The 10231-nt window shown below is 65.4% G+C and carries 11 protein-coding genes and 1 pseudogene; 3 read left to right on the top strand and 9 right to left on the bottom strand.

Translation table 11 applies throughout. From position 1 onward, the window contains the following. Nucleotides 1-73: 73 nt before the first annotated feature. The 3 genes and pseudogenes from ACFP2V_RS33765 to ACFP2V_RS33775 form a co-directional block, all read right to left on the bottom strand. A complete protein-coding gene (locus tag ACFP2V_RS33765; RefSeq protein WP_381219089.1) occupies nucleotides 74-979 on the bottom strand; it encodes a hypothetical protein in 906 nt (301 codons plus the stop codon). Continuing rightward, on the bottom strand, nucleotides 976-1719 hold the full coding sequence (locus ACFP2V_RS33770) for a hypothetical protein (protein WP_381219090.1): 744 nt from the start codon (nucleotides 1717-1719) through the stop codon (nucleotides 976-978). The genes ACFP2V_RS33765 and ACFP2V_RS33770 overlap by 4 nt, the downstream gene beginning before the upstream one ends. Continuing rightward, a pseudogene (locus ACFP2V_RS33775) lies at nucleotides 1716-2583 on the bottom strand (HARBI1 family protein). Before ACFP2V_RS33775 ends, ACFP2V_RS33770 begins: the two are co-directional and overlap by 4 nt. A 440-nt stretch (nucleotides 2584-3023) precedes the next feature. Between ACFP2V_RS33775 and ACFP2V_RS33780 the strand changes: the two are divergent. Together ACFP2V_RS33780 and ACFP2V_RS33785 are read left to right on the top strand one after the other, a co-directional pair. Continuing rightward, on the top strand, nucleotides 3024-3740 hold the full coding sequence (locus tag ACFP2V_RS33780; protein ID WP_381219091.1) for a hypothetical protein: 717 nt from the start codon (nucleotides 3024-3026) through the stop codon (nucleotides 3738-3740). 175 nt (nucleotides 3741-3915) lie between these two features. Further along, entirely contained in the window at nucleotides 3916-5313 is a 1398-nt protein-coding gene (locus ACFP2V_RS33785; RefSeq protein WP_381219099.1) for a PE-PGRS family protein, read from the top strand. A gap of 78 nt (nucleotides 5314-5391) precedes the next feature. Here the strand turns inward: ACFP2V_RS33785 and ACFP2V_RS33790 are convergent, their stop codons facing one another. After that, nucleotides 5392-6234 carry a hypothetical protein gene (locus ACFP2V_RS33790; RefSeq protein WP_381219092.1) on the bottom strand — a complete coding sequence of 281 codons (843 nt, stop codon included), beginning with the start codon at nucleotides 6232-6234 and terminating at the stop codon, nucleotides 5392-5394. A gap of 36 nt (nucleotides 6235-6270) precedes the next feature. Continuing rightward, nucleotides 6271-6531: a hypothetical protein gene (locus ACFP2V_RS33795; RefSeq protein ID WP_381219093.1), complete on the bottom strand. Its 261-nt coding sequence runs from the start codon at nucleotides 6529-6531 to the stop codon at nucleotides 6271-6273. A gap of 98 nt (nucleotides 6532-6629) precedes the next feature. Here ACFP2V_RS33795 and ACFP2V_RS33800 point away from each other — a divergent pair, with 98 nt between their 5' ends. After that, nucleotides 6630-6782 carry a hypothetical protein gene (locus tag ACFP2V_RS33800; protein ID WP_381219094.1) on the top strand — a complete coding sequence of 51 codons (153 nt, stop codon included), beginning with the start codon at nucleotides 6630-6632 and terminating at the stop codon, nucleotides 6780-6782. Nucleotides 6783-7130: 348 nt separating this feature from the next. On the opposite strand, the gene ACFP2V_RS33805 is transcribed toward ACFP2V_RS33800, so the two are convergent. From ACFP2V_RS33805 to ACFP2V_RS33820, 4 genes are read right to left on the bottom strand one after another with little or no spacing between them, the layout of a single operon-like run. Then, entirely contained in the window at nucleotides 7131-7433 is a 303-nt protein-coding gene (locus ACFP2V_RS33805) for a hypothetical protein (RefSeq protein WP_381219095.1), read from the bottom strand. A 40-nt stretch (nucleotides 7434-7473) separates the two neighbouring features. Then, nucleotides 7474-8055, bottom strand: coding sequence for a DUF3592 domain-containing protein (locus tag ACFP2V_RS33810; RefSeq protein ID WP_381219096.1), 582 nt, complete (start codon nucleotides 8053-8055; stop codon nucleotides 7474-7476). 21 nt (nucleotides 8056-8076) lie between these two features. Beyond that, nucleotides 8077-9534 carry a hypothetical protein gene (locus ACFP2V_RS33815; RefSeq protein ID WP_381219097.1) on the bottom strand — a complete coding sequence of 486 codons (1458 nt, stop codon included), beginning with the start codon at nucleotides 9532-9534 and terminating at the stop codon, nucleotides 8077-8079. Then, complete coding sequence (locus ACFP2V_RS33820) at nucleotides 9527-9811, bottom strand: SAV_915 family protein (protein ID WP_381219098.1); 285 nt, start codon at nucleotides 9809-9811, stop codon at nucleotides 9527-9529. Before ACFP2V_RS33820 ends, ACFP2V_RS33815 begins: the two co-directional genes overlap by 8 nt. Nucleotides 9812-10231: the final 420 nt, after the last annotated feature.

Consider the following 10231-nt stretch of genomic DNA (forward strand, 5'->3'; position numbering starts at 1 on the left):
TCCGCCCCGGTACGTCAGCGGAAAGCGAATACTGATCACGACCTCACACAGGCCCTAGGGCCCCGCGTCAGCATCAGTCGTGCGGAACCTCCTCGATCACATTCTCCTTGAAACGCCACGAGCCCCGGTTGCCCACCGCTTCCGCCCGCAACCCCGCCTCCCAGGCGATCCGGGCTGCGCGGCCCTGCGACAGGTCGGGGTACTCCTCGGGCTCCACCTTGATGTAGCCACGACGGTCCGCCGGGCAGGTGCGCAGCGCCTCTCGCAGCTTCTCCTCCTGCTCCACCCGCGTGGAGTGGTCACGGGTGACGGCCTTGTACCCCTTCTGTATCCGCCCCGGACCCCGTTTCCGGGCATCCCTGCTCCTCGTGGTGTCCGAACCTCGCCAGGTCATCCAGGCGACGGAGCCAAGTGCCGTGAGAGCGAATGCCGCTGAGCCGACCGCCTCGCCCGCGGGATCCGCCTGACCGAGCGTCCGGGGGCGCAACTCCCCCTTGGGGTCCGCGATCACTGTGATGTCCTGGCCGACGTCATACCGGTCGGACGTCGCTTTCATAGCGGGACCGGGAACCGCGGTGCCGTCCTGTCCTTCCAACGCGTAGTTGTAGTCACGCGCCTTGCGCCCCTCAGCGGCATCTCGCCATTCCCTGACAACGGTGGCCGTGACTTCCTCGCCTCGCTGCTGGAGGGTGAGGTCCTCACGCGCCATATCTGCGACATACACCGACATCAGGGACACAGTCACGATGAACAGCGTCGCGTAGGTGCTGGACTCCTTGGCCCCCAGCCTTCGTATCAGCACGATGAGCAGCACCCCGTGGGCGATCCACAGAGGGATGAGCAAGCCAGGTCCGAGGCTGTCGGCCAGGACGAACATTCCCGCGATCACGGCGAGCACGTAACAGCCGATGCTGACCGCCAAGGCGATGGGATACCGCGCCCGCCCGGACCGTACCTCGTCCTCCGCGACCTCACTCATGACTGCTTCTCCATTTCCCCGCCCACCGGTTCGCCACCCCCCGGGGCGCCCTCCCGCTGCGGCTCCTCCGCCGAGACGGATTTCATGACACTGCTGAGCAACTCGAGATATTCGGGCCAGTGTCCGATGTTCTCCGTCGTGAAGACGAACAGTGCCGTCCCCGGGCCGGTCTGCAACGGTACGCAAAGCTGCAGCTGCCGCACCGTCGTGGGCACCGGGTCGTCGAGGCCGAACAGGGCGCCCGGGACGTACAGGTCCTGATCACGTGTACAGAGGGCGGCGATGCCGTAAGGGAGCATGACCAGGCCGACCTCGGCATCGGGGAACAGCTCTCGCCACTGGACGGCCGTTCGCTTCGCCGTGCCCCGCCGGTCCTGATGCCCTGGCCCGTTCTCCGGCCTCTCGATGAGCACGCACAGGGTTCCTTGGGACAGTTCTCCGTCGGACATGCGCAGGAAACAGCTGGAGACGTGCTCGGCTCCCGCCACGATCATCGTCTGGAGGATGTACTCGCCCGAGACGACGAGGCTGAACTTCTGTTCCGGAGTGGCGTCGGCGAAGAGCAGGTCGGTGGCTTCCGTCATCCGCAGCATGCGCGACTCCGCGTCCTCCTCAAGGTCGAACTCCATGAATCCCGGAGGGAGTTCGAACCAAAGGTCCGGCACGTCGGTGAGCGTGGCGACCATCGCCATCGCGGTGGGCTGTGCGACGTACTCGTCGGTTTTCGTCCTGACCCTCAATGAGCCTTTCCCAGCAACGGATCGTGTCGTTGTGTGATCGTTCGGATGGTGCGGTCGTACTCGAGTTGGAGCAGGACGAGGGCTGCGGCAGCGATCTTCGTGATGCGGCTGGGGTCGAGGCTGACCCTGCGCAGGCCTTGAAGGTGGTCTTGAGCAGGGAGTTGGCGCGTTCGCAGACGCCGTGGATGTCGCGGATGACCTTGTTTTAGGTCTGCTGGGCTTCGCTCAGTTCGCCTCCGGCGGGCTTCTTGTACGGGTGGCGGAAGCCGTCCCCGGTGTTCTCGTAGCCCAGGTCGGTCAGGGTGGGCACGCCCAGGATGATGGCAAGCCGGTTGAGAGTGGCGATCAGGCCGTGGGCGCGGGCGCAGGTGGTGTCGTGCTCGCGGCCGGGGCGGACCGGGGAGACCCACAGCGGCCAACCGTCCGGGGCAGATATGACCTGCACGTTCTCGCCGTGGCGCTTGTGCTTTCCGGACCACCACAGGGCGGCACCGTTCGGCCCCGGGGCGGCGACGCGGTCGGTACGGATGACGGTGCCGTCCAGGTCGAGGTGGGTGTAGCCGGCCGCCACCGCGCGCTCCAGCGCGGTGGACAGATCCGGGGCGTGCCGGCGAGCACGGTCATCCCCTTGTGCAGGTAGCGATACGCAGTGGGTGTCGAGATGCCGTTGTCGCGGGCAAGTTGGGCCAGTCGGGTTCCGTCGGTGAACCATCGCAGCACCAGCACCGCCTGCTTGAAGACCCCCAGGGCACGGGTGTTCCTCCGGGTACCGAGCTGGTCGCGGTGTGTTCGCAGGAGCCGGGCCAGGGTCTCAGCGATCTCCCGGCGGACATCGAGCACAGCGGTATAGGTGGCACTGGTCAACGCGTGGAGCCTCTTGGTGTCCGGAACATGATCTTCGCAGACCTGTTCTTACCAGGGGCTTCGCGTGCTTCTGAGCTCGGGGCAGCTCGGCCTTGCCCTCACTTCGTCACGCAACGCAACCGTCACGTTGCTGAGAACGGCTCAATGACGCCAGGTACCTGATCAGGGCCGACTGACTGGACCGACGCCTGGTCTTTGCCTACGGCCTACTCCGCAGCGGTTGATCAGGGCGGAACACTTACCCGACTACCAGGTCGGCGCATCTCCCGCCAGATCACTCACACACCATCAACAGGCCTGAACCCGAGCATCTCGGATCAATAACACCAGTACGGCAGGGGAGTCGGCACATTCCTGAGCCGAGGACCTGGCTTTATGGAGGCTCCGCCTTCTGGATAAAGTCAAGCCGTCCCATTCTGAAGGCGGTCGTGGAGTCGCACATGGCATTCAGCAGGCATAAAGCGGAGGAGTCGCCGGTGGATCCGGTCAACTGGGCGGATGTGCAGACGTTCCTGGTGTCGTCCGTGGAACGACCTGAGACCGTCAAGCGCAAGCGTGCCGTGTGGGGCAAGCCGGCAATCCGCGTAGCCAGAGGGCCAAAGGACATGCGGGTGCTGGCACCGTGCGCGTTTCTCGGCTCCGTGGAGACACAGCACATACAACGCTCCGCGCTGCCCGGCCTGGATGTCGCGCGTCCCGAGCACACACTGTACGAGGACGCCGATGGCGGGTGCCTGTTGTGCTACGTGGAACCGCCTGTGGAAACGGACGGCGGCGAGCAGCAGTACATCGTGCGCGACGACGCGGGGCAGGTCATCGGGACGCTGACGCGTGTACCGCCAAGGCGTCCGTTCAAGCACACGTGGCGCATTGAGCAGCCGGACCACCCCGAGATCGTCGGGCGCAACGAATGGGTGAGCGGGGATGCCAAGGAGATCGCCGGGCGGGTGGCGGGCCGGTTCCTCGGCGGCGTCTTCAACGCCGTGGGCGACTTGGGCGCGGAAGGCGGTGACCAGCGCACGAAGCCGCGTTCGTTGGACTGGCGGGCTGCAGACAAGATCGTGATGGTGTCGGAAGGCAGCGAGCGGATGACCGTACGGGCGGGATGGGTGGACCGGCGGCTGGCTTTCGCGTTCGCACTCGTCGGCGATCGGTGAGGGGCGGCTGATCCAACTCATCAACGGCCAAAGGGAGTTCACAGGCACACTGTCTTCTTGGAGATGCTGCCAGGCAAGGGCGGCGCTCAGGCCGGTTCCTGTCACGGTGCGCCGATTCGCGACCAGGTCATGGACGGCCTGGGTTCGGGGTTCCATAGGGGGATGAACCATGGGTCTGAGGAACGTCAATCCAGATGATCTGGACCAGCTCGCGAAGCTGCTGGACGGTCGCGGAGGTGTGCAGGACAAGCTGGACGAGGCGTTCACCCGGGCCTCCCGGCTCGGTGTCACGAGCCAGCTCGCCGCGCTGAAGCCGTTGCGGTCCTGGGTCACAGCCACCGCCCCGGACTTGCGCAAGCGGGCTGTGTTCGCCCGGCTGGAGAGCGGTGATCCGCAGGCCGGTCTGCTGTGGGCGGGCTTCAGCACGAGGGAAATAAACAAGTACGGGAACGACGAACTCAGCCCTGACGTCCTGCTGCTGGCCAACTCGGTCGCGGCGAGCAACGACCCGAACAGCTACAGGTTCAAGCGGCAGCCCGACGAGACCCTGGCGGAATGGATCGAGCGAGTCGAAGCCCACGCGGTCTCGCGGATACCCGGGCTGCAACCGCACGAAGAGACCATCGCCACCATGATCGGCCTCTACGGCGACTGGACCGCTGTGACCGCGGCGACCGCAGTCGTTACCATTCAGGGCACCTCGATGACGAAGGTACTGCTCGGCAATTCCCTGAAGGCCGGGGCGCTGCGCGCCTGGAAGACCCGGCTCGGCGTGGTCCTGCGCGGCTCCCAGAACGGGCTCATCCGTTCGGCGGGCAACGGCCTGATCAAGTGGTCGCCGAAGATTCGCTCTTTGAGCGCTCCCGGTAGCTGGCTGCCCGGACAGCTCGGCCGTATGTTCTCCGGCAGCTCCACCTACCAGAACATCAGCCGCGTCCCGCTGACCAGTGGTCTCCGCGCCGACCGAATAGGCGACGCCTACAACTGGCTACGTCGGACGCCCCTCATGCGCAGCTTCGGCGTGAACAACGCCGTCGACTTCCTCGTCGGATCCGACGCCCTGGCTGCTCGGTACGGCGGACTCACCCACTCGGGTCAAGCGGTCACCCGGGCCAGCAATGCCAGCCTGGTCAAGGTCTTCACCACTGCTTCCCGGGCGGCGGGCGAGACAGGCGGCCTACGCGCGGGCCTCAACGCCGCGGCCAAGACCGCCGGATTCCTGCGCGGCGCCGGCATCATCGGCGGCATCGCGTCCACCGGCTTCAGTCTGGCCAACGTCGTCTCCCAGGGGAATCCGGTCGACGCCTTCAAGAAGAGAGGCGCGGGCTACGTCGCCGACGTGGCCGAGGTGGGCTTCAACGCATCTCTCACGGCAGCCATGGTGGCGCCAAACCCGGTCACCATCGGTCTCGCGGTGGGCACCGGCCTCATCTACGGCGGTGCCAAGGTTGTCGAACACTGGGACGACATCAAGAAGGGCGCGGGAGAGGCGAAGAAGTGGGTGAGTGACAAGGCCAAGGATCTGGGCAAGAGCATCGCCAAGTCGAAGGCGAATCCCATGAACTGGTTTTGATCTCGTACCTATGTGCGAGCAAGTCGCCTTCGGTGTTCGGCCGGTTGATCAGGTTGTCCGAGTCGACGTTCGTCGCGGTCACTCGCCTTCGATGAGCAGCTCCTCGCGGTCCGGCAGCAGGTCTGTGATCTTCTCCCAGACCTCCGCCGAGTGAGCACGGGCGAGGACCAGAGGGCTGTCGGGGCCGACCTGGCCCGGTGTGATCGGTTCCTCGGGCTGCTCACGTAGCCAGTAGCCTGCGGGGCCGCAATCCCAGACGGCGAGGGCACGGATCATGGTGGAGTGTTCGTTGTCGTGCTCGCCGTCCCAGGCCGTGGTGATACGCCAAGTCGCGTTCAGGGAGGCGACCAGCTCGGTGAACCGGTCGAGCGCCGGCCCCTTGAGCTCGGGGTCGGCCCCGACAAGCGCCTCGCGGACGAGTGCGTGGGTGGTTTCATCGTCCAGCCCCGGACCCTCCAGGGCGACGAAAGCAGCGTCGAGCGCGGTCATCGTCGTCTCGACACGCACTACGGCGGGGGTGCCTTCCTCCGGCTTCTCACCACGATGCAGGTTGACCTTACGGGCCAGCTCCCAGACGAGGGTGTTGGGCTCGATGGAGACGTACTCGGACTCCTCCTCACCGGGCCAGGCGTCGTGCGAGTACACCGCCTCCTGGCCCACGACGACACCGTGGTTCACCGGCCCGTGCTCTCCTGTGACCTCCACCTGGATCATGACCATCGGATTCGCGAGGGCTCCGATCAGGTCGCGCAGCAGCGGTGCCAACTCCCCCTCCTCCCCGACCAGACCGATGCGCTGGAGTTCCACCAGGGACTCCCACAGTTCGTCGGGTGGGGTTTCGCCGTCTACCAGATGAGCGAACACGGCGATGTGCCGGTCGGCCAGCCGGAAGCGAGCGCGCGAACTGTCATACGAGGGCATTGGTCGGATTCCTCCCGTCAACGGCGGTGCCGTCGTTCACTTCTTCTTGTCCTGGAGATCCTTGGCGTCCTGCGCGCACTGGTGTGCTTCGTTCCGCAGAGCCTTGGCGACGGTTCCACACTTCGTCTGCCAGTCCTTCAGCTTGCCCCGGACATCGTCCGCATTGGGGCCCGACCAGGTCTTCATTCCGGTCATACTGGCGTTCTTGGCGGTGTCGACCAACGAGTCGATGTGGTCGGCGAGTGAACGCAACTGGCTGGCACGCCGGTTGAGTTCCTGAACGTCAGGATTCGCCATAGCAGCCTCCCCCGCTGTCTCGATGGCCAGGATACGGTCGCATTCACCGGGTTCCGCCCCGGGCACCCCTCCAGTCAGTCCCGTACGGTGCGGACCCCATGGGTGCAACCGGCCTGATCGTCGTACGCGTGGACTCGGTGCTCTTCTCCCACGAGATCACGGCCGTCAGCCCCCGCGCGGGCGCCCGGTTCTCTCTCATCCAACGCAAGAAGGTCCGCAGTGCGATCGAGGCCACTCCGAGAACCCCTTGACGCCCGCCAAGTACCCAAAGGCGATGTCGGGAGCTTCCCCGCCGGGTCACCGACAGCCCGCTCCCGATCGTCGCAGCAGAGCGGTGCCACCGCGCGCACGCGATCGCCGAGCATGCCTTCGCCCACCTGGCGAACTCATCGTCGGCCCACCTGCCGTCGGGGAATGTCGCCGCGGGCGTGGCATGACGCCTTCGAGGCCCTATGGACAGCCACGGCTGCCGCCTGCGCACCTGACCTGCTCGCTGCCCTGCCGTCCACGTCCCAGGACCTCGGGTCCTCCTGCCGCCGGGAGGGCCGCCCGACGGTCGTCCACGCCCACCGGCAGAAACCTGCACAGGAACTCCGGCGTCAGGCGCTGTTGCGGTACGAACGGGCCTCCGCCGCCGTCACCTTCTCGGGCTCGCTCCGGATGGCCGCGTCGACCAGGGGGAGCAGTTTGTCGACCTGCTCGCCCAGCTTCTTGTGACGGCCCTGCAGTTCCCGGTGCCAGGCGCGGGCGTTCTTCCCGACCCACACCTTGTCGCCGCCGATGTCTTCGGTCGGCCCCTTCAGCGCCCTCCTGAGGTGCTCGACCTCTTTGGCCAGGTCGCGGCGGAGCTTCTCCAGATCCGCCTTCCTTGGATTGTCCACCTTGGGCTCGGGATCTGCCACAAGCGCCCCCTACTCTTCTCTTGAGTTCGACAGGATAAAGTCAACTCGCCGCGATCTGTTCTCTTCTCCTGAGCAAAACACGTCGCCGTATCAAACCGACAATGGAGCCGATCAAGAAGAAAAGGAAAATCAACAGCACAACCAGCATCGGCAGCGTCATCATTGGCGGGTCCTTCACCCAAGCCGTCGTCAGCACCCGTGCGGGATCCCGAGGGTCGTACGTCACAGACACCAAGCCACCGGGAGTCAGCCCCTCCGGGCGCATACCACCCCAGTCATAGAGTGAAGTCTCCATCTCACCCTCGGGCCCATCGAACTTGACCTTAACATTTCCCGGATTTCCGTATTTGTCCCTCGGCGAGGCTGTGACCTCCGCCCAGACCGAAACCCCACGAGAACGCAAGTCGCTCACCAGCGACTCCGACGGGAGCAAGAAACCGAGGAACATGCCGCCGGTTATCAGGGACATCGCGAACACCCCCAGAATCACTCGCCGCTTCGGCACAAGAGGCTGCCTCGACTGGAAGCGCCGCCTGCGCCACTCCGCCTCAAGAGCTTCCCGCTCAGCAGACTTCGGTGGCGGCGTCCAGTCTGCCCGTGTCCTTCTTTTCTTCTTTCCCATAAGATCCGACCCCTACGAATATCAGAACCCTAGCCATCGACTGACCTTCTTGGCCGCTCCACTTATTTCCTCACCAACTTTCTTGGCTGCGCCACTGACGGCATGACAAACTTTCTTACCCGTAGGCGTGTTGAGGAAATAGTAGGCACCGTAGCCAACACCGGCGCCCACCACGATGCCCGCAGCAATGCCCCAGCCGACTGGCCCGCCAGCAGCCGCGACGAGCGCTGCGGCCCCCCAAGTTCCCGCCATTCCGGCTCCGAGGGACGCAGTGTTCGAGATCACGGCCACGTCCGTGTCATTGCCGTTGACCTTGATGTCGTACGCGATACCGCCGATGGTCAGCAGCGAGCCGACCAGCGGCACCCGTCCTCCGGTCCTGAAGACCTTGCCGAGCCAACCGCCCTTCACGGCCGTCGGCGCCTTGATGTACGGGACCTTGTCGGCGAGCCAGCGGGCGGAGTCACCGAGGGACGCCTCCATCAGGCGCGAGAACGATCCCATGCCGTACTTGGCGAAGAGCCGCTCGGCCTGCCGGGACGCGGCCTTCGAAGCCTTGGCGTTGGTCCGCGTCTCCTTCTTGAACTTGGCCCGATCCTCAGGCGTCATGGCATTGATGCGTCGCTCATAGGCCGCCTTCGCCGCCTGGGAGAACTTGCCGGCCTCATCCCAGAGTTGGTCCGACAGTTTCGACTGGACACCGATGACGCCGGCCACGAGACCCGAGTGTACGGTCCAGGTCGCCTTCGGGTCGCCGAGGTCCGTGACCGCCTTCTGGAGATGTTTCCAGGCGGTGTCCCACAGGTCGGGATCGTCCCCCTGCAGCAGCGCGCGGTTGAAGATGGCGCCGGGTTCGTCCTCGGGGAGATCGCCGTGGAAGAGATCCAGCACCTTGTTGAAGCCCGGCGCAGGTTTCTCGGCGTTCACGGCGGTGGTGAACGCAGTGCCGAACACCTTGGCGTCCTCCTTGGCCGTCGGCGCGTTGGCCACCGCGATCGCCATGGGGAGGTTCTTGACGAGATCAGGATCCATGCCGGCGTAGAACGCCGAGGTGTAGTCCGGATCCTTGCTGCGTTTGGCCAGTTCCTCGGCGATGCGGTGGAAGGCGGGGCCTGCCTCGTCAGGCCCCATGTCCGCGAGCTTGTTGACCTCCTTGGCCAACTCCTCGCCCTCGTCGTGCGCCTGCTTCACGGTCCACACCGGCTCACGCAGCTGAACCATGGGCGGCTTGGGCCCCACGCCCTCGAACTCCATGGCAGCGGCGAGTGCTTGGCGGCGACGCAGCATGGGTAGTTCGTCGTCGACCCAGGAAGCTATCTTCCCGAGTTCCGTGAGATGGCTCGTGTCCAGCCCGAATTTCTGAAAGCGACTGAAATAGGCAGCCTTTCCCTGATGGAGCGTCTTGCCGCCGGAGACCAGACTGCTGATCGTCTTCATCAGGTTTGCGGGGTTTATCCCCGAGAAATTCGGATCAACCATTCTTTGCGTCCCCCGCGTCCCCCGCGCCCCCCGCCGGCTGCGGGTCGAGGAGAACCGCCTGGGCGCCCGACCCCCGCAGCGCCTCTTCGAGCTCGCCGCTGGGGATCGCGACCCACGGCTGCTCCTCTCCCATCGCCTCCACCAGGCCGACCACGGTGGAAAAAGCGAGAGCGACGAGCTGCGTCCCGCCCGACTCGGCTTCCAGAGGGATGAGCATCACATCGACCGTGCCCTCCAAACGAGGCGTGCCGTCGTCGTCCCGTGGCACATCCGTCATGGTGGGAACGACAAGGACTTCCGGGGCTTCTTGAAGAGACTGAGCCGAATCCATCCGCACAGACTATGAGGATGCCTGAGTGCGGAGCAATTGCACCTGCGATCTGCCTGCCGACCGCGCGCCGGGCCTGCCCGGGGCCCTGTGGGAGACCGATCGGACCACGTCCTGCTGGACGGCGCACGCGCCGAATGCGGCCGGTTGGACGACGAACGAGCCACCCTTGTCCGGTCGGCGAACCGCTCACACTCTGCTGAACAGTTACCTGCGGACCGCCCAAAGGCAATCCCGAAGAACCAATGTGGTGGAGCGGTGGCAATCGGAGAGATTCCGTTCCGTAAGCCGTGGGACGGAACCAGCTCTCGGCGGTGTCAATTCGTTGAAGCAACACCTTCGGTCAGGGCTCGCTGGAAGGCTTCCTGT

Origin of the sequence: Streptomyces incanus (assembly GCF_042656345.1) — a bacterium.
GTDB classification, from domain to species: Bacteria; Actinomycetota; Actinomycetes; order Streptomycetales; family Streptomycetaceae; genus Streptomyces; species Streptomyces incanus.

Coding starts and splice junctions, on each gene's coding strand:
- ACFP2V_RS33765 (WP_381219089.1), bottom strand. CDS start 979: ATGAGTGAGGTCGCGGAGGACGAGGTACGGTCCGGGCGGGCGCGGTAT.
- ACFP2V_RS33820 (WP_381219098.1), bottom strand. CDS start 9,811: ATGACGGATGTGCCACGGGACGACGACGGCACGCCTCGTTTGGAGGGC.
- ACFP2V_RS33780 (WP_381219091.1), top strand. CDS start 3,024: ATGGCATTCAGCAGGCATAAAGCGGAGGAGTCGCCGGTGGATCCGGTC.
- ACFP2V_RS33800 (WP_381219094.1), top strand. CDS start 6,630: ATGGGTGCAACCGGCCTGATCGTCGTACGCGTGGACTCGGTGCTCTTC.
- ACFP2V_RS33810 (WP_381219096.1), bottom strand. CDS start 8,055: ATGGGAAAGAAGAAAAGAAGGACACGGGCAGACTGGACGCCGCCACCG.
- ACFP2V_RS33815 (WP_381219097.1), bottom strand. CDS start 9,534: ATGGTTGATCCGAATTTCTCGGGGATAAACCCCGCAAACCTGATGAAG.
- ACFP2V_RS33795 (WP_381219093.1), bottom strand. CDS start 6,531: ATGGCGAATCCTGACGTTCAGGAACTCAACCGGCGTGCCAGCCAGTTG.
- ACFP2V_RS33790 (WP_381219092.1), bottom strand. CDS start 6,234: ATGCCCTCGTATGACAGTTCGCGCGCTCGCTTCCGGCTGGCCGACCGG.